Source organism: Arthrobacter tecti (assembly GCF_054511355.1).
This window is the reverse complement of sequence record NZ_JBTNCT010000009.1, coordinates 100,314-121,476: the sequence shown is the minus strand read 5'-3', so window position 1 is coordinate 121,476 and position 21,163 is coordinate 100,314. Positions and strand designations below refer to the sequence as shown.

Annotated in this window: 19 protein-coding genes; 17 read left to right on the top strand and 2 right to left on the bottom strand. The window is 61.4% G+C overall.

The features are described from left to right. Positions 1 to 30: 30 nt before the first annotated feature. Positions 31 to 888, bottom strand: a complete 858-nt coding sequence (locus tag ACX80C_RS11875) for a DUF72 domain-containing protein (RefSeq protein ID WP_459326678.1) — start codon at positions 886 to 888, stop codon at positions 31 to 33. A 211-nt stretch (positions 889 to 1,099) separates the two neighbouring features. On the opposite strand from ACX80C_RS11875, the gene ACX80C_RS11870 reads away from it, so the two are divergent. Continuing rightward, positions 1,100 to 1,669: a hypothetical protein gene (locus tag ACX80C_RS11870; protein ID WP_459326677.1), complete on the top strand. Its 570-nt coding sequence runs from the start codon at positions 1,100 to 1,102 to the stop codon at positions 1,667 to 1,669. 171 nt (positions 1,670 to 1,840) lie between these two features. After that, on the top strand, positions 1,841 to 3,130 hold the full coding sequence (locus ACX80C_RS11865; RefSeq protein WP_459326676.1) for an adenylosuccinate synthase: 1,290 nt from the start codon (positions 1,841 to 1,843) through the stop codon (positions 3,128 to 3,130). Between the two features lie 84 nt (positions 3,131 to 3,214). On the opposite strand, the gene ACX80C_RS11860 is transcribed toward ACX80C_RS11865, so the two are convergent. Beyond that, complete coding sequence (locus ACX80C_RS11860) at positions 3,215 to 3,952, bottom strand: SurA N-terminal domain-containing protein (protein ID WP_459326675.1); 738 nt, start codon at positions 3,950 to 3,952, stop codon at positions 3,215 to 3,217. Between the two features lie 78 nt (positions 3,953 to 4,030). Here ACX80C_RS11860 and ACX80C_RS11855 point away from each other — a divergent pair, with 78 nt between their 5' ends. The 15 genes from ACX80C_RS11855 (at position 4,031) to ACX80C_RS11785 (ending at position 21,095) form a co-directional block, all read left to right on the top strand. After that, entirely contained in the window at positions 4,031 to 5,164 is a 1,134-nt protein-coding gene (locus ACX80C_RS11855; RefSeq protein WP_459326674.1) for an alanine racemase, read from the top strand. 57 nt (positions 5,165 to 5,221) lie between these two features. Next, positions 5,222 to 6,028: a carbon-nitrogen hydrolase family protein gene (locus ACX80C_RS11850; protein ID WP_459326673.1), complete on the top strand. Its 807-nt coding sequence runs from the start codon at positions 5,222 to 5,224 to the stop codon at positions 6,026 to 6,028. 701 nt (positions 6,029 to 6,729) lie between these two features. Next, positions 6,730 to 7,740: a LacI family DNA-binding transcriptional regulator gene (locus tag ACX80C_RS11845; protein ID WP_459326691.1), complete on the top strand. Its 1,011-nt coding sequence runs from the start codon at positions 6,730 to 6,732 to the stop codon at positions 7,738 to 7,740. Positions 7,741 to 7,768: 28 nt separating this feature from the next. Then, entirely contained in the window at positions 7,769 to 8,962 is a 1,194-nt protein-coding gene (locus ACX80C_RS11840) for a Gfo/Idh/MocA family protein (protein ID WP_459326672.1), read from the top strand. Next, positions 8,959 to 10,368: a sulfatase family protein gene (locus ACX80C_RS11835; RefSeq protein ID WP_459326671.1), complete on the top strand. Its 1,410-nt coding sequence runs from the start codon at positions 8,959 to 8,961 to the stop codon at positions 10,366 to 10,368. The genes ACX80C_RS11840 and ACX80C_RS11835 overlap by 4 nt, the downstream gene beginning before the upstream one ends. A 151-nt stretch (positions 10,369 to 10,519) precedes the next feature. Further along, a complete protein-coding gene (locus tag ACX80C_RS11830) occupies positions 10,520 to 11,443 on the top strand; it encodes an ABC transporter permease (RefSeq protein ID WP_459326670.1) in 924 nt (307 codons plus the stop codon). Between the two features lie 98 nt (positions 11,444 to 11,541). After that, complete coding sequence (locus tag ACX80C_RS11825; protein ID WP_459326669.1) at positions 11,542 to 12,339, top strand: ABC transporter permease; 798 nt, start codon at positions 11,542 to 11,544, stop codon at positions 12,337 to 12,339. 5 nt (positions 12,340 to 12,344) lie between these two features. Beyond that, positions 12,345 to 13,370, top strand: coding sequence for an ABC transporter ATP-binding protein (locus ACX80C_RS11820; RefSeq protein WP_459326668.1), 1,026 nt, complete (start codon positions 12,345 to 12,347; stop codon positions 13,368 to 13,370). Continuing rightward, complete coding sequence (locus ACX80C_RS11815) at positions 13,367 to 14,458, top strand: ABC transporter ATP-binding protein (RefSeq protein ID WP_459326667.1); 1,092 nt, start codon at positions 13,367 to 13,369, stop codon at positions 14,456 to 14,458. Before ACX80C_RS11820 ends, ACX80C_RS11815 begins: the two co-directional genes overlap by 4 nt. Before the next feature lie 5 nt (positions 14,459 to 14,463). After that, positions 14,464 to 16,065 (top strand): peptide ABC transporter substrate-binding protein, encoded by a 1,602-nt coding sequence (locus tag ACX80C_RS11810; protein WP_459326666.1) that lies wholly within the window; start codon positions 14,464 to 14,466, stop codon positions 16,063 to 16,065. 475 nt (positions 16,066 to 16,540) lie between these two features. After that, on the top strand, positions 16,541 to 17,464 hold the full coding sequence (locus ACX80C_RS11805; RefSeq protein WP_459326665.1) for an SIS domain-containing protein: 924 nt from the start codon (positions 16,541 to 16,543) through the stop codon (positions 17,462 to 17,464). Positions 17,465 to 17,474: 10 nt separating this feature from the next. After that, positions 17,475 to 18,440, top strand: coding sequence for an ROK family protein (locus ACX80C_RS11800; RefSeq protein WP_459326664.1), 966 nt, complete (start codon positions 17,475 to 17,477; stop codon positions 18,438 to 18,440). Continuing rightward, positions 18,437 to 19,432 carry a 1-phosphofructokinase family hexose kinase gene (locus ACX80C_RS11795; protein ID WP_459326663.1) on the top strand — a complete coding sequence of 332 codons (996 nt, stop codon included), beginning with the start codon at positions 18,437 to 18,439 and terminating at the stop codon, positions 19,430 to 19,432. The genes ACX80C_RS11800 and ACX80C_RS11795 overlap by 4 nt, the downstream gene beginning before the upstream one ends. Continuing rightward, entirely contained in the window at positions 19,429 to 20,271 is an 843-nt protein-coding gene (locus ACX80C_RS11790) for a class II fructose-bisphosphate aldolase (protein ID WP_459326662.1), read from the top strand. Before ACX80C_RS11795 ends, ACX80C_RS11790 begins: the two co-directional genes overlap by 4 nt. A gap of 23 nt (positions 20,272 to 20,294) precedes the next feature. Beyond that, a complete protein-coding gene (locus ACX80C_RS11785; RefSeq protein WP_459326661.1) occupies positions 20,295 to 21,095 on the top strand; it encodes a DeoR/GlpR family DNA-binding transcription regulator in 801 nt (266 codons plus the stop codon). Positions 21,096 to 21,163 lie beyond the last annotated feature (68 nt).

The following is a 21,163-nucleotide window of genomic DNA, read 5'->3' as shown; positions in this document are numbered from 1 at the left end:
GCACTCTGCAGGCACCGCTGAGAGAGACACCTACCGCCGCATGGTGCTCAACCGCCCAGTCAGGGCGATTGCATTGAACGGCGCATGTACCTTCACGTCATTGTCGAAGTAGACATATACATCCCGGCCCTGCCCGTCCGGGCAGCCGCTGCCCGTAAGCCAACCGTGGACCAGTCCCGCCCACTCATCCAGTTCCTGATCCGAGTAGCCGCTCGTATAGAGCTCGGTGCTGCCGTGCAGGCGGACAAAGACGACGGCGCCGGTCACCTCCCGGAACTGGGGCCACTTCCCGGCGGAGTCGGCCACCACCATGGCCACCGAATGCTTCCGGAGGATCTCGTAACACGCTTCATCCCGGAAGCTCTCGTGGCGGGCCTCGAGGGCGTGGCATAGCGGCCGGTCAGCGTCGGTTTCGGTCCAGTTGCGGTCCTTAAGGCGATCGTCGTGGCCTTTGGCAAGGGAGGCGGCCGTCGTCGTCGTCGTTGGCAGTTGGGAAAGGAAGCCGTCGAGAAGTTCCGCGTCGAAGCGGCGGGTTGCGGGGAGTTGCCACAGGAAAGGTCCCAGCTTGGGGCCGAGCGCGAGAACGCCTGATGCGAAGAAGTTCGCCAGAGCAGTTTCCGCGTTTCGTAGGCCGAGCATGTGCGTGATGAAGCGCGGGCCCTTGACGGAGAAACGGAAGGCATCCGGCACGGTGTCCCGCCACTGGACGAAGCTGGTAGGACGCTGCAGTGAGTAGAAGGTGCCGTTTATTTCGATCGTATCGAGGTGCTGAGAGGCGTATTCCAGTTCGAGCCGCTGCGGCAATCCCGCCGGGTAGAAGTTCTTCCGCCACGGCGCATACCGCCAACCTGAGATGCCGATGCGGGCGGTCGGGTCTGACGGGCTCATGGACTGAACGTACTACTCGAACGTCTCTTGGAAATAGTCGATGAGTAGGAAGTCCCCGCCTTCAAGGAAGGCCGTCCTACCAATTCATTGTGAAGACCTGCAACGAGGCGTAAAATTCCTCACCTCAGCTCGTTATGGGGGTTGGCGCACGAAAGGAGTCCTTCACCCATATCAACCGGCGCCGTGTACGCCCCGAATGAAGCTGACCGTCATGACATCCGCAGTTTCGAGCGTCTCTTTACGAACCAGCTATTCCCTTCCTCGGATCGCGTTCCTCTCGTTGGCCGCGATTGCCGCCTGGATCGCGTCGGTCACCATAGGTTCCGTAGTACGGGTCGAGCCGCCCGTGGAGCAAGTGGCACTCACATTTCACACCCTCTCTGTAGTTGCCGCCTTCGGTGCCGTCCTGCTGGTCGACTGGGTGGGTTTCCTCTGGCTCATCACACGCCGCCAACTCCACGAGACGAGCCGCATCGAATCGGCGGCTCTGCCCATCATCTGGGCAGGCATCGGTGGATTGCTGATCACGGGTGCGCTCATCAACCCCGACATGCAGAACCCCTTCACCGTGGTGAAGACGGCCGCCGTGCTGATCCTTATGCTGAACGGCATCCTGCTGATCCCCTGCATGCGCCGGTTGAACTCCAAGCCGCACCAAACCCGATTCGTGGACCTCGACGTCGGAATGCGCACGAACCTGCTGATCTGCCTCGGCATCTCGCAGGCGTGCTGGTGGACGGCGATGATCGTAGGCTTCGTCAACGGCGCGCAGGGCAGCTGAAGTAAAGCGTTCGGCGTAACGCTCCCGGGCGCTGAACGGGAGTCCGCTAAACTTGGGTGGTAAGAGCCCCGGACTTCTTACAAGTCTTGGGGCATTCTCATGCACGGCGGCACCTTTGCGCGCGGCACTAGGCGCGTTGAAGAATGCGGCCAACAAATGGGGGAGGATCCCATGCCAGCAATTGTGATTGTCGGAGCCCAGTGGGGCGACGAAGGTAAAGGCAAGGCCACAGACCTGCTCGGTGGTCGCGTCGATTACGTCGTAAAGCCGAACGGCGGCAACAACGCCGGGCACACCGTCGTCGTCGGCGGTGAAAAGTACGAGCTCAAACTCCTTCCCGCAGGCATCCTCAGCCCCAACGCCATCCCCATCATCGGCAACGGCTGCGTCATCAACCTCGAGGCATTGTTCGAGGAGATTGATGGACTCGTTGCACGCGGTGCAGATACTTCCAAGCTCCGCGTCTCAGCGAACGCCCACCTCGTGGCCCCGTACCACCAGGTCCTCGACAAGGTCACCGAACGCTTTCTCGGCAAGCGCGCGATCGGGACCACCGGGCGCGGCATCGGACCGGCCTATATGGACAAGGTCGCGCGCCTCGGCATCCGCGTGCAGGACGTGTTCGACGAGTCGATCCTCCGCCAGAAGGTCGAGGGCTCGCTGGAGCAGAAGAATGAACTGCTGGTCAAGGTCTACAACCGGCGCGACGTCCAGGTCGAGGAGATCATCGAGTACTTCCTGTCCTTCGCCGAGCGGCTGCGTCCCCTGGTCATCGACTCCACCTATGTGCTCAATGAAGCACTCGACGCCGGCAAGGTGGTTCTCATGGAGGGCGGCCAGGCCACGTTCCTCGACGTGGATCACGGCACGTACCCGTTCGTGACGTCGTCGAACCCCACCGCCGGGGGCGCCTCCGTGGGTTCCGGTATTGGCCCGACGCGCATCAGCCGGGCTGTGGGCATCATCAAGGCGTACACCACACGTGTGGGTGCGGGTCCGTTCCCCACCGAACTCTTCGACGACATGGGAATTTACCTGCAGAAGACCGGCGGCGAATACGGTGTGAACACCGGCCGGCCGCGCCGCTGCGGCTGGTACGACGCCGTTCTGGCGCGGCATGCCGCCCGCGTGAACGGCTTCACGGACTACTTCGTGACCAAGCTCGACGTCCTGACCGGCATCGACCGCATTCCCGTGTGCGTGGCGTACGACGTCGACGGCGTCCGCCACGACGAAATGCCCATGACGCAGACCGAGTTCCACCACGCCAAGCCCATCTTCGAGTATTTCGAAGGCTGGAGCGAGGACATCACGGGGGCACGGACCATCGGCGATCTTCCCGAGAACGCGCAGACCTACGTGCAGGCGCTGGAGAAGATGTCCGGCACCCGGTTCTCGGCGATCGGTGTTGGCCCGGACCGGGACCAGACGATTGTGATCAACGACCTCATCGCCGGTTAACTGCATCGACTCTCCCCAATGGTTGTTCTGAGGGCTGGAACGCGCTGAGAACAACCATTTGGGGAGAGTCGATGCAGATGAAGACTAGAGGTTACTGGTGATCTCGCCGCTTTCGCGAAGCTTTTCCACCAGGGCGACTGCCGCTTCATTCTGCTTCTGGGCGACGGCCTGCTGCTCGAGCTGCGGACGGACCTCCTCGAACGGCGGTACTTCGCCGCCCTGCGCCGCTGCGCCCTGCGCCTTCGCTTCCTCGTAGGCTGCCTTCAGCTCTTCCTCGGTAGGCGTGACGTCGCCGGTCTCTTCCGCGAGCAGTGCGTTCAGCCGGACCTGCTGCTCGATCTGGGTGGTGGCCTCATCCTTGGGGATGCCCTGCACCTCCTCGAGTTTCGCGAACAGCTCTTCCGCGTCGGCGAAGTTGTTAGACTTCACGAGCTTGTCGGTCTCGGCTGCGACTGCCTCCTCGGATGCTTCGATCCCGCGCTTGTCCGCTTCCTGGATGAGCAGCTTGTTGCCGATCAGGTTATCCAGCGTCTGGGTCCTCAGCTGTTCCTGGTCCACTTCCTGGCCGGTCATCTGCGACTGCATGGACATCTGCTGAAATGCGCCCTCATACGAGGTGATGAACTCGTCCTTCGGGATTTCGAGTCCGTTGACGACGGCGACGACGTCGGGGATCCCTTCCAGGTCCGGCGTCGGCGCTTCGGCCGGAGCGCTTGTGGTGCTCTCCTCCGCAGCCGGTTCTGCCTCGGTATTTCCCGCGCAGCCCGTCGCAAACGCGAGCGACCCGGCTAAGCACAGGCCGATCAGCCACTTCTTCTTCACAAGATTCTCCTACTGATTGACGATCGCCAGCGAGCTTAGCAGTCCCTGATGAGGTCAACCTTTGCGTCCGCTGTACGTATGCTGGACGGTAAGATTCCGAAGATGCCGAACCTCAGCGGACACCTCCCCCTGCAAAGCCTCCCGCAACTACTGCTGGATGTGGCGGCGATCGACTCCAACATTGCTTTGAAGGAACGGTGGGCGGCGGAACATTCGATGGTCCTCGCGCCCCACATTAAAACCACAATGACCCGCGAGATTGTGCAGATGCAACTGCCCGGCGCGTGGGGCGTGACGGTTGCGACGGTGGGCCAGGCGGTTCACGCTGCCGCATGGGGCGCGCGCCGGATTCTCATCGCCAACGAGGTGGTTTTCACGCCGCAGGTCCTGCAGCTGCGGCGGTTGCTGGAGGCGGACCACACCCTCGACATCTTCTGCCTCGTCGACTCCGCGGCCGGCGTCATTGCACTCGGCGAAGTTTTCGACGGCGCCGGTCCGCGACTCAACGTGCTCATCGACGTAGGCGTCGGGCGCGGTCGGACCGGCATCAGGACAGCGGACGAAGCCCCCCAACTGGCCGATGAGATCGACCGGCAGGCAGGACTCCGGCTGGCCGGTGTCAGTGCCTACGAGGGAATTGCGCCGAATCTCCGCACCGCGGAGAACCTCGAACACGTGGACACCCACTGCCGGCTGGCCCGGACCATCTTCGAAGGGCTCCGGGAACGGCTCGGGGAGCAGCCGATTTTCACGATCGGCGGCTCTGCCTTCCAGGACCGGGCTGCGCAGTTCCTGCCCAGCGGAGCGGTCAATGTCCTCCGCTCTGGCTGCTACGTCGTTCATGACCACGGGACGTACGCCGACGTCTCGCCGCTTCCGGGGCTGCAGGCAGCGGCGGTGGTGCGCGCCGTCGTCGTCTCCGTCCCCGAGGAAGCCAGGGCGGTGCTCGGGGCGGGGAAGAGGGAACTGGCGTACGACGCCGGCCTGCCCACCCTCGTTGCGCACCACCGGAACGGGGAGGCGCAGGCCGAGCCGGCCGGCGTCGTCGTCAAGCTCTTCGACCACCACGCCATCGTGGAGAGTGCGGACGGGCTGGAAGTCGGTGACACGGTGGACCTTGGGATCTCCCATCCGTGCTCGGTGTTCGACCGGTGGCGGTCGGTGCTCGCGGTGCACGGAAACGCGACGGAATTGTGGCACCCGCAGTTCTAGCTCCTTGGGGTTCGGTAGGCTTGAATCAGCCCCAGTTCCTACCCGAAAGGGCTCACGATGAAGATCAGCGTCGGACAGTTCAGGCCGGGCGGCGACGTCCTGGCCAACGTCGAAACCATGCGGGAACTCGCGCGGCAGGCCAGCGCCGATGGATCGCAGCTGGTCGTCTTCCCCGAGGAATCAATGTTCTCCATCGGCAAGGTGGACGGGGATCTGGCCGTTGCGGTGGAAGCGAACTGGTCCGGCTTCGTGCAGCAACTTTCCTTCATTGCGGCGGAACTGAACATCGCCGTCGTCGCCGGCGGGTACGAGGCCAGCGGCGAGGAGCGCCCGTACAACACGCTCGTGCTGATCGACTCGACCGGCAAGATCGTCGAGACGTACCGCAAACTCCACCTCTATGACGCCTTCAGCTACCACGAGTCCAAGCGCATCAAACCGGGCGACGGCGGTATCAAGGTGGTGCAGGTGGGTGACCTTACCGTTGGGCTGATGACCTGCTATGACCTGCGCTTCCCGGAACTCGCGCGGGCGCTCGCGGACCAGGGGGCCGACGTCGTACTGGTGCCCGCCGCCTGGTTCAAGGGCGACCACAAGATTGAACACTGGGAGACCCTGCTGCGTGCGCGGGCAATCGAAAACACGGTCTGGGTTGCGGCAGCCGGCACCTCCAGCACTCACACCATCGGCCACTCCGTCATCCTCGACCCAATGGGCGTGCCGCAGGTCTTCCTGAATGACGAGGAACGCGGCGTGGTCACCGCTGATGTGAACCGGCGCCGGATCGATGACGTGCGTGAGTTCCTTCCCGTGCTGCGCAACCGCCGGTTCGCCCGCAACGAGGACATCGTCGAGTCCCACTAGCGAAACTGCACTGGCCGGCAATTGCCCACTTTCCAGCTCTTTTTCGGCAAAGGTTGCCTCACCGCGAACCCCAAAAGTCCCTGCGCGTTACTGCGCCCATGAGGACGCTATGGCTGAGGCTGGTTTGCAGCCCCGCGCAGAGCTGGTTGCGTGAACTCTCACATCCAGGACTAGACCGTCGGGCCCGCTGACGCCTATGGCCAAATTGCGCGACTGCTGCGCTTCGGTGCAGCAGAGAAGGAACCCTCACCGGATAGGGATGTCACCTTCGAGTGAGAGCTTGTTGTCTGCGGCTCAATCCGAACCGCTTGCTGCCCAAACACACCGCACCAACAAGTGAAGAAAACCATGAAGAAGACGGCGGGCATCGTCGCCCTGTCAGCAGTACGTGCCCTGGGCAACGATTGCTGCCCTCAGGACGCGTGCCTGGTCCAGAAGTTCATCATGATCCATCAGGTTCCTGACCGTAGCAGAAGTAGGCGTTCTGGGACCGTCGTCCCTAGGCAGGTGTGCTGCGACTTCCCGGTCGGGGGTTTCCAGTCGATGGTGCGGCGCGTGCAAAACTCGCGTGTGGTGTCGCTGCCTGACCACCATTTCGTTGAGGCAGGAAGCCGGCATCTAAGCGCGGTCGGCAGTGTGTCATTGATCACGGTGCTGTACGATTCGTACTTAAACGTTTAATAGAAGGAGTACGCGTGAGCATGCACCCTCGGGTGAAGCGAACAACGATGCGCGAGGTCGCGGAGTTCGCTGGTGTCTCGATAGCCGCTGTATCTTACGTGCTCTCCGGGCGCGCAAGGAAAGACAACGGCCATAGCGGAGTAGGAGAGGCTACAACGCAGCGCATTTTGTCTGCTGCCGCCGAACTGAACTACACGCCTAATCAAGCGGCAAGAGCAATCCGCACCGGAAAGAATAATCTCGTCGTGTTGTCACTGACCATGCTCTCCGATCCCTGGTCCCTCGCTCTCAGCCGAGCTGCGAGCGAGGCGGTTGGACTGGATGGACGCACAGTCCTGATTCTGCCTGACGGTGATTGGTTCGAGCCTTTGCAAAAACAGCAGCCGGATGCTGTTTTCATCGACGGTGCTGACGAGAATGATGTGGATCAGATCAAAACGTTGGCAGCAAACGGAATCAGCGTCGTGGCGATGAGCGAATCCATCACACCGGACGGCTTCGACGTTGTCAGGTCGCCGAGCCTGTCGGGGTGCATGAAGGCGATGGAACATCTCCTCGAAAGCCATACCGACATCGCTTGTATCACCACCCAGCCAAGGCCCAGGAAAACCGGTCCCAGCAGATACACGGTGTACCTCGACGCGATGGCTGAAGCAGGGTTGACTGTACCCCCCGAGCGCGTCGCAGTTACCGAACTGCATCCGGCTTCTGCGTACGACGCCGCGCTGCAGGTCCTTAGTGCCAGCACCAGACCTACCGCCATTTACGCCGTAACAGATTTCGTGGCGTTGAGCGCGATCAATGCAGCTCACCAACTGCATCTTCGAATCCCTGAGGATGTAGCAATCATCGGAGCCGGAAATACTCCAGACGGCAGGATCGCCCATCCAAGCCTGTCCACGGTAGGTCCCATCGACGCCTACGGAGAGATTGCCCACCTTTTGAGGACGCGCGCGGCCGAAAAGGTCCGGTCCTCCGACAGGGAACTCAACCTTGAGTGGCAATTGATCGTCAGAGATTCGTCAAGGTAAAAAGGCACAGAAAGTAGGGAATGAGAGCATGAACGATCTCAAAGTAGGAATTGTGGGCTTCGGCCTTCGTGCCAGTCTGTGGAAGCATGTCCACAAACCCGGACTCGGTTCGCGTATCACGCATATCTGTGACCGAAGCGAGCGTGGAAGGGCCGACGCTGCGAAGAACCTTCCAGACGCCGTCGTGACGGAGGATTTGAACGACCTGCTCAGTGCCGGACTGGACGCCGTTCTGGTGCTGACGCCCGATAATCAGCACGCTGCGGTTGCAGTACAAACGCTCGAAGCCGGAATTCCGACCTTCTGCGAGAAACCCCTCGACGTAAGCATCGAAGCTGCGGACGCTATCTTGACCGCCGCTTACGAGTCCGGCACAAAATTATACGTGGGGCACAACATGCGCCACATGCCTGTCGTGGTGCAGATGCGCGATCTGATCCGACAGGGCGCGATCGGCAACGTGAAGGCGATCTGGTGCAGGCATTTTGTGGGGCACGGCGGAGACTACTACTTCAAGGACTGGCACGCTGATCGACGCAACACTACGGGCTTGCTCCTGCAGAAGGGCGCCCACGATCTCGACGTCATCCACTGGTTGGCCGGTGCTTACACACAACGTGTCTCAGCAGTGGGCAGCCTGGCCGTGTATGGCGATATCGAAGACAGGGGTGACAATACCTCCAAGCGCATGGCTGATTGGTTCTCCACCCAGAACTGGCCCCCGTTTAGTCAGACCAACCTGAACCCGGTCATCGATGTCGAAGACATCTCGATGATGCAGATGGTTCTGGATAACGGGGTACTGGCCTCCTACCAACAGTGTCATTTCACCCCTGATTACTGGCGCAACTACACGGTAATCGGCGATGCCGGACGGCTCGAGAATTTCGGTGACGGCCCTGGAGGAACAATCAGGATCTGGAATAAACGCAGCAACTCCGGTCCTGCGGAACCGGACCAGGTGGTCGACATCGAAAGCGGCGAGGGGGGGCATGGCGGAGCCGATCCACGATTGATGACGGAATTCCTGAGGTTCGCGGCCGTGGGCGGTGAAACAGCGACAAATCCGATTGCTGCCAGGCAGGCTGTTGCGGCGGGCGTCCTTGCAACGAAATCGCTGCGCGGAAATGGTTCCGCTGCGGAAGTCCCGCCGTTGCCGGCTGACCTCGTTGCGTACTTTGAGAACTTCCAACCCTCCGGAGGCAAGGTAACAGCCCGATGACGCGTCCCAATGTTCTGCTGATTTTCTCCGACGACCACGGTTACGCCGACAGGTCCGCTCTGGGGATACACGCCAACGTTTCCACTCCTGCGCTCGATTCTCTTGCCACGGAGGGGATTTCCTGCACTGAGGCCTACGTTACTGCGCCGGTCTGTTCCCCATCGAGGGCCGGGCTGCTCGCCGGGTCCTATCAGGCGCGCTGGGGTGCCACCTGGTTTGGTGACTCTGAAGTGCCGCCGGAGGAGTTTCCCACCATCGCCGAGCGGCTGTCCGCTGAGGGATACGCGACCGGATATTTCGGGAAGGTTCACTACGGGTCCGAGAAAGATGGTGACCGCGGAACTCCGCCCTGCCACGGTTTCGATGAATCTTTTTACGGTCTTGCCGGCCAGTCTCTGGGCCGATTGCACTATACGAAGCGGGGGAAAGCGGCCGTCAAGGAATATGGCGATGCGGCCCGGAACATGGCCGTCGCTCCGATGTGGGAGTCGACAGCCAGAGGCGAAGCGCGTGAGGTGGAGGATGACGGTTTCCTGACGGAGTTGATCGGCTCCCGTGCCCGCGACTTCATGGAGAAACATCGGGAGGGACCCTTCTTCGCATACGTGGCCTTCAACGCTGTGCACAATTTCGCCTGGCAGCTTCCGGACGAAGAGCTTCAGAAGCGCGGCTTGCCGCCGTGGGAGGACTGGTATGCCGGAGCCGAGGAGTACATGGACTGGTACGACGGCGCCGTGGCACCAAACCTGCCGAATGGGCGCGAGTACTACCTTGCTCAGCTGGAGTTGATGGACCGTGAGATTGGGCGCCTCCTTGATTCCCTCAAGGAGATGGGGGTGGAGGATGACACCATAGTCATCTACCTCACCGACAATGGTGGGTCCAATTGCAATTTCGGGCGCAATGAGCCCCTCACGGGTACCAAGTACACGCTTTGGGAGGGCGGAATTCGAGTACCCCTTATTGTTCGCTGGCCATCTGAACTACCCGCTGGTGGAACCCGCGAAGGAATCATAAGTTCCATGGACATCCTGCCTACGGTGCTGGCAGCGGCCGGCGTTGAACCGGCGGTGCACGACGGCGTGGACGGCGTCGATCAGTTGGCATTCCTTCGTGGCGATGAGAAAAGTGCCCGCACCACTTTGCATTGGGATTGTGGCCGGCAGTGGGCAGTGCGTAAGGGGCCTTGGAAGGCCCGCTGGGCAGACGGTGAGTCGGGCTTCCGCGAGGCGCTGCGCGCGACCGAGAAAGCCGACATAGGAGAAGGGCTTTCCCTCATCAATCTTGCGGACGACTTGACGGAGTCGGATGATCTGTCCGAGCGGCATCCGGAAGTACTCCGGGACCTGGTCCAACTACACGAGGCGTGGCGCCTGGAAGTCGGCCTCGATAAGGAAGGCCGTTGAACACGAAACCGCAAGTCGTCCTGAGAGTGATCAGATTTGCGCGGAAACGTTCAAATACGGCCAAAGAGTTGCAGACGTGTTCCAAATCACTTATTCTGATTTGACTAATTAATCGTTTAACAAAGTCGACCGAGGAACAGGAGGCCGCCACATGCTCGGCTATACCGTTCGGCGAATACTCCAGATGATTCCGGTACTGCTCGGGGCCACGTTCATCATCTACGCGCTCTCATTCGCCATGCCAGGGGACCCTGTGTCAGCGCTCACGGGCGATCGGCCGCTACCGGAATCGACAGTCATTCAGATTCGTCAGGCTTACAACCTCGACGAGCCGTTCCTTGTGCAATATGGCACCTACATGGCCAATCTGCTTCAAGGCAACTTTGGAATCGACTTCTTCGGCAGGCCGGTATTGGGGCTGATCCTTCAAGCGGCGCCCGCCACCATCCAACTTGCCCTGACCGCGTGGGTTCTGAAACTCATCATCGGCATTTCGATCGGTGTTTACGCCGGCCTTCGCCACAATCGGGCGGCCGATCACTTCGCATTCGCCTTCACGGTTATCTTCCTCGGGATCCCCGGGTTTGTGCTTGCACTCGGTGCCCAACTTCTCTTCGGTGTCCAGCTCGGCTGGGTGCCACCCGCAGGGATCAGTGCGGGTTGGCCAATCGCCTTCATCCTCCCTGCACTGGTGATGGCCATTGAAGGGGCAGCAGGGCTTGCACGACTGACCCGCACCAGCCTCGTTGACGTTCTTCGTTCGGAATTCCTCGTTACAGCAAGGGCGAAAGGGCTTTCGCCCAAAAGAGTTGTCTGGGGCCACGCACTGCGCAACGCGATGATCCCGGTGGTTACCTACCTTGGGCTGAGCCTCGCGGGGATGCTGGGCGGGGCGATCATCATTGAAGCCATCTTCAACATCCCCGGAATTGGTGGACTGATGGTCACGGCAATCAACAATAAGGAGGGCACAGTAGTGGTCGGAATCGCTACCCTGTTGGTCCTTGCCTATCTCGCCTTCAACCTGATCGTCGACCTGCTGTACGGCGTGATAGATCCGAGGGTGCGGGTATGAGCCAGGTGATCGAAAGACCAGACCTTCATGCTGTGACAGGACCGGGAGAACGCAAAGTTTCTCACCGCTTCCGCAGTCTACTGCGACGTCCGAGATTCATGATCTCAGCTGTCCTCGTCCTGTTCTTCCTGCTCATGGCAGCCTTCCCGCAGCTCTTCGCAGGCTTCGGCAATGATCCGCAGGGCAACTGCGACATACTGCGGACCAACCAGGCACCCTCAGCAGACAATATCTTCGGCTTTGACCCACAGGGTTGCGATTACTATACGAATGTCATTCACGGCGCGCGTGCTTCCATCACAGTTGGTCTCGTAGTGACGGCCATCTCCTTCGTCATCTCTGCTGTTCTCGGGGCGTATGCCGGATACTTCGGACGCTTCGTCGACGCAGGTATTTCACGTCTGTGCGACATCGCCTTCGGGTTGCCATTTATTCTCGCGGCGATCGTAGTGTTGCAGCTCTTCGAACAGCGCACAGTCTGGACCGTTTGTCTCGCGTTGGCATTGTTCCATTGGCCCGGCGGTGTTCGATTCATGCGGTCGTCAGTGCTCAAGGTTTCCAACATGGAGTACGTGCAAGCAGCGCGGGTGCTCGGCGCCAGCGACACCCGGATCATCTTCCGGCATGTCATTCCGAACTCGTTGACTCCGTTGCTCGTCCTCAAGACTTTGGGCGTGGGAGGCCTGATTGCTGCTGAGGCGGGGCTGACCTTCATTGGAGTAGGCCTGTCGCCGCCCTCCGTCTCCTGGGGACTTCAGCTTGCCGCGGCCAAGGAATACATCTACGCCGCCCCACACCTACTGATTTTCCCCGCAGTCTTCCTGGGACTGACTGTCCTGGCCTTCGTGATGTTCGGCGAAGCGCTGCGAGACGAGTTCGATCCGAAGGACGGGTAACTGAGATGACATACACAAAATTGGCCTCAGGACTCCCCACCGAGTCCACCTCCGGCCCCCTGCTCACAATCAGTGACCTCAGTGTCGAGTTCGCAACGCCGGGAGGAAAGCTTCCCGCTGTCTCCGAGGTCAGTTTCAGCGTCGCACAGGGAACGGCGTTGGGAATACTCGGGGAATCGGGATCCGGCAAGTCGGTCACAGCGAAAGCAATCATGGGCATACTGCCCACGCCTCCGGCCCGCATAAAGTCCGGGTCGATCAACCTGTTGGGCGACGAGTTGGTCAATGCGGGCGGAGCGAAGCTGCGGACCGTTCTCGGCAGCAGGATGAGCATGGTCTTTCAGGACGCGTTGACAGCACTGAATCCTGTACACACGGTAGGCAAGCAAATCGGCGAGCTGTATCGGGTCCATCGAGGTCTGTCACGCAGGGAGTCCCGCCAGGCTGCTGTCCGGATGATGGAGCAGGTGAGCATTCCGGACCCAGCGGACCGGGCACAGAGCTATCCACACCAGTTCTCGGGCGGTATGCGTCAACGGATCGTCATTGCCATGGCTCTTGCTCTTGACCCAGCCCTGTTGATTGCGGACGAGCCGACCACGGCGCTGGACGTCACTGTGCAGGCACAAGTGCTGGCTTTGCTGAAGGAGCAGCAGAGGGCGCGCAACATGGGCATCATCCTGATCACGCATGACGTCAGCGTTGTACGCGAGACCACAGACCGGGTAATCGTGATGTACGCGGGACGGGTTGTCGAGACCGGGGCCACTGTTGATGTTCTGGGCAGCCCCGCCCACCCCTACAGCAAAGGTCTCGTTGAGTCCGTCGCAGATCCTGCATTGAAGGGCAAACGGCTCCCCGCCATCCCGGGTGCGCCACCGGACCTGCTGCACGCTACAACGGGTTGTGCCTTTGCACCACGTTGTCGGTTTGCCCGGGACAGGTGCAGGGAAGAACTTCCGCCGCTGATGGAGATCGCACCCGGCCGGAGAAGTGCATGTTTCTTCGCGGAGGAGGTAATGAGCAAATGACGCAGACCACGACGGACATTGGCAGACAGAATTCTTCAACGGAGCCTCCGCTCCTCGAATTGCGCGATGTAGTCCGCCACTATGCAGTCCCGCGGCATTTGCCCATCGGTCCGCGCCGACTTGTGCGGGCCGTTGATGGGGTAAGCCTGACAGTCGCAAAAGGCGAAACCCTCGGCGTGATCGGTGAGTCCGGCTGTGGCAAGTCGACTCTTGCCAGGGTCATCACCGGCCTTGAGAAGCCAACATCCGGAGCAGTTTTCTTCAGGGGGCAGGACGTGAGCTCCCTGAAGGGCGCCGAACGGAAGGAAATGCGGCGCAACATCCAGATGGTGTTCCAGGATCCGGTCAGTTCACTTAATCCGCGCAAGACTGTGCGGCAGTTGGTCGCCGAGCCTTACCTGATTCACCGGGGTGTTGTGTCCGGCGCGGCGATCAAGGGCAAGGTCGGGGAGCTGCTCGAACTTGTCGGGCTCAATCCCGATCATGCAGGCCGGTTTCCCCACCAATTCTCCGGTGGCCAGCAGCAGCGCATTGGCATAGCCCGCGCAATCGCCCTAAACCCGGCGCTCCTGGTGTGCGACGAGCCGGTATCTGCACTCGACGTTTCTGTCCGCGCCCAGGTGGTGAACCTACTGGATGGGCTCAAGCAGGAACTCGGATTGAGCTATCTCTTTGTGGCACACGATCTACAGATTGTTCGCCACATCTCGGATCGGGTCCTCACCATGTATCTCGGACGGGTAGTCGAACAGGGACCATATGGTCGCGTCTACGATCACACCGGTCACCCATATACCAAGGCGTTGCTCGCCGCTGCCCCCGAACTTCGGGGAGCCGACGGGTCGGGGCGGGCCCCGATTGTGCTGGTCGGAGATCCACCTTCGCCGATCAATCCCCCCAGCGGCTGCAGGTTTCGAACCAGGTGCTGGATGGCAGAGGACATCTGTTCGCAAGAAGAACCACCTCTATTCAACATCGGCGAGTACCACGAAGCGAGGTGCCACTTCGCTGAAGTTGTAACCCGCTCACCCGACGTTTTTTCCTCGGCGAAGAATTCACCAGTCCCAACGCGAACGAATCAGGAGTAAATAGAATGACGCATCGACAATTAGGCACAACGGGCGCAGCTGCTTTGGTGGCTGCGCTGGTGGTGAGCGGTTGCTCAGGCGGTGGAGCGCCGGCAGGTGGAGGCGGAGACGAGAACGCAGAGACAACTCTGTCGTTCTTCACCACCGAACCGACCTCGCTGCTGCCGCAGAAGAATGCCGGCAGTCAGGCGTCGATGGCGATGTGCGCGAATCTCATGGAGATGAATGTCGATTCCCAGGAATTCGAGCCGCTTGTCGCGGAATCCGTTGAGAGCGAAGATGCTCAGAACTGGACAATCAAGCTACGTGAAGGTTGGACGTTTCACGATGGGTCTCCTCTGAACGCTTCCGCATACGTCGACGCCTGGAACTACACGGCAACAGGTGCCAACGCCTGGCAGGGAAACGGGAACTTCGCTTCATTTGAGGGTTACAACGAGCTGAATCCCACTGACGGATCGATCCCCACTGTCGAAGGCCTGTCCGGCGTCGAGGCGGTTGACGGCCTGACAATCGAAGTTGCCCTGACTGCACCAAACTCCGATTTTCCGAAACTCCTGGCGACCAACCCGCTCTGTCCACTGCCGCCGCAGGCCCTTGAGGACCCGGACGCTTTTGAGGAGGCCTTCGTGGGAAGTGGTCCCTACAAATTTGTTCAGTGGGACCATAACCAGCAGATCGTCATGGAAAAGTGGGACGAATTCAAAGGTGATGAAGGCTTCACCGGCGGAGCGGACAAACTGGTCGCGAAGGTTTATACAGCCGTTGATGCCGCATATACAGACATGACCGCGGGAAACCTCGACATGATCAGGAACGTGCCGGCCGCCATGGTCACGCGTGCCAAGTCACAGTTGGGCGGGGAATCCCTGTATGAAGTCAAAACTCAGAGCAAGCAGTACACCCTGCAGTTCCCTGAGTACATCTCGGAGCTGAAGGATCCGACTCTCCGGAAAGCCATCTCGATGTCCATTGATCGGGAGGCCATCGCAACCTCGCTGCTCGAAGGCAACGCAGATCCTTCGGACTCGCTCGTGCCGCCGTCCCTCAACTCCTACCGTGAAGGTGCGTGCGAGGCTTGTACTTTCGACCCTGACGAGGCCAAGGCGCTCCTCGAAGAAGCCGGCGGCTTTGACGGCACCTTCAACATCGACTACTCGGGCGACAGTGATGCGCAACTGGTTCAGGCGATCGCCAAGCAGATTCAGGACAATTTGGGTATCAAGGTTCAGCTCAATCCCATGCTTAACACGGAGCTGCAGGAGAAGCGGAACAACCAAGGATTGAGTGGCGCCATTTTCGGTTTGTGGGGCTGGGCCTACAAGAGCCCAGATCAGTACCTGAGCCAGTACGAGACCAACGGTGATGGAAATTCTGCCACGGGCTACAGCAACCCTGAGGTGGACAAGGTACTCGTTGCAGCCCGAGGTAGCCAGGACGAGCAGGAGCGTGCAGATTTGTACGCTGAAGCCGAGGCGCTGATTCTCGAGGATCAGCCGGCTATTCCGCTGTTTATCCCCAAGGACTATGGGCTTCGCACAGAATGTGCTGGGATGAACGATGTACTCGGCGATCTTCAGTTCTACCGAGCTGATTACGTCTGCTAGCGGCACGGAATTAGCAAAGGAAGCCGACCGCGCGAGCGGTCGGCTTCCTGCTTACCGTGGAGGGGTGCACGGTAGGGCTTTAAAAAAGCCTTGACAGCCGACTCGCTGCAGCCCCTTGCGGGAAACTGGTTTGAGGGCCCCGTACAAGCTCGGTTCCGCCTTGATGATCAGCAACCTGGTTCAACTTCGCGCTGCCGCACGCGTTGGACGGCATTGAGCGGTTGATCGACCACGTATAACTGCTCGATGCAGCGAGCGCAGGCACGGTCTGGGTGCAACGGTGGTCACGTTCGATCACAGCGCGCATCCAGGTGACTTCCTCCTAATTCCCCGGAAACGGTGCCAACGGCGGTCTCCCACGGCACCAACAACACAATTTGATGAAGTTTCACCGCCGTACGGTAGACTAGAAATGATTGATACGGCAGACTAATAACCAGTTTCGATCACCCGATACGTTTCTTCAGGAGAACTTATGACTCAGCAGACTGCTCCACTCTCTGCAGTGCAGCCCGGCGCACACATGGAAGCTGAACTTCTATCTCAGCCGGATGTCTGGACGATCGCTGCCCGGCAGTCAGCCGAGGAGAACCTGCTGCCTGCTGACGGCGCACGCATCGCGGTCATTGGCTGCGGGACCTCCTGGTTCATGGCGCAGGCCTACGCCGTGGCGCGTGAGGCTGCGGGCAAGGGCGTGACTGATGCCTTTGCAGCGTCCGAAGCGCCGGACCTCGCAGCGCGCGGCTATGACGCGATAGTGGCGATCACCCGTTCGGGAACAACAACCGAGGTTCTGCACCTGCTTGAAAAGTATCGCGGCGCGATCCCGAGCGTTGCGATGATCGGCGACATCACCTCGCCCATCAACGAGCTTGCGGACCGCGTGATCGGCCTTCCCTACGCAGATGAGCAATCGGTGGTGCAGACACGCTTCGCAACCTCGGCACTGGTCTACCTGCTCGCCTCCCTCGGTGAGGACATCGATCGTGCGATCGTTGACGCCCAGGCCGTGCTCGCGGAAGAGACATCCAGTGAACTCCTGAACGCCGAGCAGTTCACCTTCCTCGGCACCGGCTGGACTGTGGGGCTGGCACATGAAGCCGGCCTGAAGATGCGGGAAGCCGTCCAGGGCTGGACCGAATCGTATCCGGCAATGGAGTACCGCCACGGGCCCATTTCCATTGCTTCGCCGGGACGGGTTGTCTGGTTGTTCGGCTCCGCCGTGGATGGCCTGGCGGCAGATGTGGTGGCCACCGGAGCGCAGTTCATCTCCTCCGCACGCCACCCGCTGGCCGAGCTCGCCCGCGTCCACAAGGTCACCCTTGACCGTGCGCTGGCCCGGGGCCTTGATCCCGACCAGCCCCGCAACCTCACCCGCTCGGTCATCCTGGATGGCTAAACTTGCCTGGGTGATCCCTTCTGAACCGACGAGTCCTGTTGAGGGGCCGGTGCTGGCACCAGACGAAGTCATTCTGGCCATCGATGTCGGGGGTACTGATACGAAGTCAGCCCTGCTTGATTCGGCCGATCAGCTCCAGGGCATCAAGCGCCGGCCAACGGTCCTGCGCTCCGGGGAAGCCGGTGACACCGTGGTGGAGAACGTCGTCGCGATCCTCGCCGAGTATCGTGCAGCCTGGCCACACAAGAGAGTCCGCGCTATTGGCCTCATTGCTCCGGGACTTGTCGATGAACGCAAGGGTGTCGGTATCTTCTCGGCGAACCTGGGCTGGCGCGACTACCCCTTCACGGAGCGCGTAGAAGCTGCCACGGGCCTGCCTGTGACCTTCGGGCACGACGTCGGTGCCGCCGGTGATGCCGAGATCAGGATCGGCGCGGCACAGGGGCTGGCCGACGTCGTTGTCATGATCATCGGTACAGGAGTCGCAGGCGCGGTCTTCTGCGGCGGTCAGCGGATCCTCGGAGGGGGATATGCCGGGGAGATCGGGCACGCGGAGGTGCCGGGCGGTGAACCATGCCGCTGCGGTGCGCATGGGTGCCTGGAAACCGTCGGTGCAGCAGGTGCGATAGCCCGCAGATACACGGAACGATCCGGGAGACAGGTCAATGGCGCGCGCGAGGTACTGCAGTTGCAGGCTGCCGGAGATGCGCACGCCCAGGCGATTGTTGACGACGCTGTGAATGCCCTCGCCTTCAGCATCTGCCAGCTTGCCGCGACACTGGGCACGGAGGCCGTGGTGATCGGCGGCGGACTGGCGCAGGCCGGTGAACAACTGTTCACCCCACTGCGGGCTGCCGTGGATGAGCGGCTCTCGTTCCATCGCCGGCCGCGCCTGTTGGCGGCGAGCATGGGTCAGGATGCCGGGTTGATCGGCGCAGGATTGCAGGCGCAGGACCTCCTCGGAGCGCGCCCATGAGCGAGGCCGTCAACCTCCGCCGGCCGGTAGTCACTGTTACACCCAATCCCGCGGTTGACCTCACCTATGGGGTAAATGGCATCAGCGCGGGCGCCTCACACCGCGTCAGCCGCCCCCTCAGCCGAGCCGGCGGTAAGGGCATCAACGTTGCGAGGGTCATCCATCAGGCCGGTCACCCCACCCTTGCCATTACGACGGCGGGCGGCAGCTCGGGTGCCGAATTCGCGGCCGAACTGGACGGCAGCGGCGTCCCGCACCGGCTGGTGCCGGTGAACGGGCCAACCCGGCGCTCGATGGCCTTCGTGGACTCCGCGGACGGCGAAACGAGTATCTTCAACGAGCAGGGTGCACCGCTCACGGAACCTGAGTGGAGCGCACTGCGCGCCGCTATCGAGGACGCGCTTCCCGCGGCCGGATGTATCGTCGGTTCCGGCAGCCTGCCGGAAGAGGCACCTGAGGACTTCTATCCGTGGCTGACCGCGCGCGCGGCGTCGTACTCCGTGCCCTGCATCATCGATACCTCCGGCAGTGCGGTTTTGGCAGCGGCGGACGCCGGGGCCGATGTGCTGAAGCCCAACAACCACGAACTGCTGGAAGCCACGGGGGTCGCGGATCTCGACACCGCCGCCGGCATGCTGCTGGGCCGCGGAGTGAAGATGCTCTTCGTCAGTTGCGGGGCCGACGGACTCCGGCTCTACACCGCGGAAGACCGCCGCACCATGTGGCACGCGAAGTTGCCGGAGCGACTGGCGGGCAACCCCACCGGAGCGGGCGATGCCGCGGTCGCCGCCATCGCCGTTCTCCTGGCTGCAAACATCACAGACCCGGAGGCCATGTTGAGGTACGCCACCTCCTGGTCCGCTGCGGCAGTCCTCATGCCTGCAGCCGGAGAAATCCACCCAAGCCACCCACAGCTTGCCGACCAGGTGGAGATCAGCAGGATCTCCGTCGCGAACGTCAGCGCGCAGGAAGAGACGGAGCACGCTACGTGACACTCACACCTACATTCGACCTCATGAAGGCGTCAAGCGCGGCCGGGACCGGCATCGGCGCGTTCAACGTCCTTCATCTGGAAACCGCTGAGGCAATTGTGGCCGGTGCCGAAGCCGCCGGCCTGCCGGTGATCCTGCAGGTCTCGGAAAACTGCGTGAAGTACCACGGCGGTCTTGAACCGGTGGGACTCGCCACGCTGGCAGTGGCACGCGCCGCCGTCGTGCCCGTGGCAGTACACCTTGACCACGCCGAAGATCCTGACCTGGCGATGGCCGCCGTGGATCTGGGATTCGGCTCGATCATGTACGACGGCGCCCACCTTGAGTTCGCGGAGAACGTCGCCACCACGGCGCGGGTGGCGGAGTACGCGCGGCAGAATTCGGTCTACGTCGAGGCTGAGCTCGGCAAGGTGGGCGGCAAGGACGGCGCGCACGCGCCCGGGGTCCGGACTGACCCGCGGGAAGCCGTGGATTTCGTGAGCGAGACGGGCGTGGATGCGCTGGCGGTCGCTGTCGGTTCCTCGCACGCCATGACGGAGCGCAGCGCTGAACTGGATCTTGAACTGATCGGCCGTCTCCGCGACGCACTGTCGGTGCCCCTGGTACTCCATGGCTCATCCGGAGTGGCGGATGCCAACATCGCTGCGGCTATCCGCGCGGGCATGACCAAGATCAACGTCTCGACCCATCTCAATGGATTTTTTACGCGGGCGGTTCGCGAAGCGCTCGCAAATGACCCGGGCATGGTTGACTCTAGGAAGTACCTCGGGGCGGGCCGTGCAGCCATGGTCTCCGAAGTATCTCGCTTACTGACCCTGTTCGCCGAGCCCGCACGGTGAATATTTGATGAAAGGCCCCGTCGATGAAGAGAGCCGAACGGCTCAGCGCCATTCTGGACCTGCTCGCTGAGTCGAACCAGGTTGAGGTTGAGGACATTGTGGAGAAGCTCGCTGTCTCTCCGGCCACGGCGCGGCGCGACCTCGACAGCCTTGCATCCCAACGCCTGCTGACGCGTACCCGAGGGGGCGCGACCATCGAGACGGTGGCCTATGATCTGCCGGTCCGTTACAACAAGGACAACCAGACCGAGCACAAGCGGGCCATCGCCCTGGCAGCCAGCGAACTGATCCCGCGCGGGGCGGTCATCGGGCTGTGCGGGGGAACCACCAGCACGGCGATCGCGTCGGTTCTCAGCACGCGCCGCGACCTCATGGAGCCCTCCAACAAGCCCACGCTCACCGTAGTCACGAACGCCATCAACATCGCCGCCCAGTTGGCCGTGCGTCCCAACATCAAGATCATGGTGACCGGGGGAATTGTCAACCCGAGATCCTACGAACTGGTGGGCCCGTACACGGACATCATCCTGCAGAATGTAGCCCTTGACTTCGCTTTCGTGGGCGTGAACGGCCTGGATCCGGAAGTGGGTCCGACGGTCAGCGACGAGGGTGAGGCTGCGGTGAACGCACTCGTGGCACGTCGCGCATTCGCTGCTTACGTGGTTGCGGACTCCTCGAAGATCGGCATCCGATCCTTTGCCACCATGAACGGGTATGTGTTCAGCAACCTGATCACCGACAGCGGCATCACCCAGGAGCAGATCAGCGCCTTCGAGGAGCGCGGAACGAACGTCATCGTGGCCCCGCCCGTCGAGGCCGAGTAAGCCGTTCCCGTCAAAACCCCTTGCCACTCGGCAAGGGTTTTTGGTTTAACCGCGGCCCTCGAGCGGAA

Bases quoted from the DNA above. Each gene is read 5' to 3' on its own strand.
- ACX80C_RS11875 (WP_459326678.1), bottom strand. From the start codon at position 888: ATGAGCCCGTCAGACCCGACCGCCCGCATCGGCATCTCAGGTTGGCGG.
- ACX80C_RS11840 (WP_459326672.1), top strand. From the start codon at position 7,769: ATGAACGATCTCAAAGTAGGAATTGTGGGCTTCGGCCTTCGTGCCAGT.
- ACX80C_RS11830 (WP_459326670.1), top strand. From the start codon at position 10,520: ATGCTCGGCTATACCGTTCGGCGAATACTCCAGATGATTCCGGTACTG.
- ACX80C_RS11865 (WP_459326676.1), top strand. From the start codon at position 1,841: ATGCCAGCAATTGTGATTGTCGGAGCCCAGTGGGGCGACGAAGGTAAA.
- ACX80C_RS11815 (WP_459326667.1), top strand. From the start codon at position 13,367: ATGACGCAGACCACGACGGACATTGGCAGACAGAATTCTTCAACGGAG.
- ACX80C_RS11835 (WP_459326671.1), top strand. From the start codon at position 8,959: ATGACGCGTCCCAATGTTCTGCTGATTTTCTCCGACGACCACGGTTAC.
- ACX80C_RS11855 (WP_459326674.1), top strand. From the start codon at position 4,031: ATGCTGGACGGTAAGATTCCGAAGATGCCGAACCTCAGCGGACACCTC.
- ACX80C_RS11850 (WP_459326673.1), top strand. From the start codon at position 5,222: ATGAAGATCAGCGTCGGACAGTTCAGGCCGGGCGGCGACGTCCTGGCC.
- ACX80C_RS11870 (WP_459326677.1), top strand. From the start codon at position 1,100: ATGACATCCGCAGTTTCGAGCGTCTCTTTACGAACCAGCTATTCCCTT.
- ACX80C_RS11825 (WP_459326669.1), top strand. From the start codon at position 11,542: ATGATCTCAGCTGTCCTCGTCCTGTTCTTCCTGCTCATGGCAGCCTTC.
- ACX80C_RS11805 (WP_459326665.1), top strand. From the start codon at position 16,541: ATGACTCAGCAGACTGCTCCACTCTCTGCAGTGCAGCCCGGCGCACAC.
- ACX80C_RS11810 (WP_459326666.1), top strand. From the start codon at position 14,464: ATGACGCATCGACAATTAGGCACAACGGGCGCAGCTGCTTTGGTGGCT.
- ACX80C_RS11845 (WP_459326691.1), top strand. From the start codon at position 6,730: ATGCACCCTCGGGTGAAGCGAACAACGATGCGCGAGGTCGCGGAGTTC.
- ACX80C_RS11795 (WP_459326663.1), top strand. From the start codon at position 18,437: ATGAGCGAGGCCGTCAACCTCCGCCGGCCGGTAGTCACTGTTACACCC.
- ACX80C_RS11785 (WP_459326661.1), top strand. From the start codon at position 20,295: ATGAAGAGAGCCGAACGGCTCAGCGCCATTCTGGACCTGCTCGCTGAG.
- ACX80C_RS11820 (WP_459326668.1), top strand. From the start codon at position 12,345: ATGACATACACAAAATTGGCCTCAGGACTCCCCACCGAGTCCACCTCC.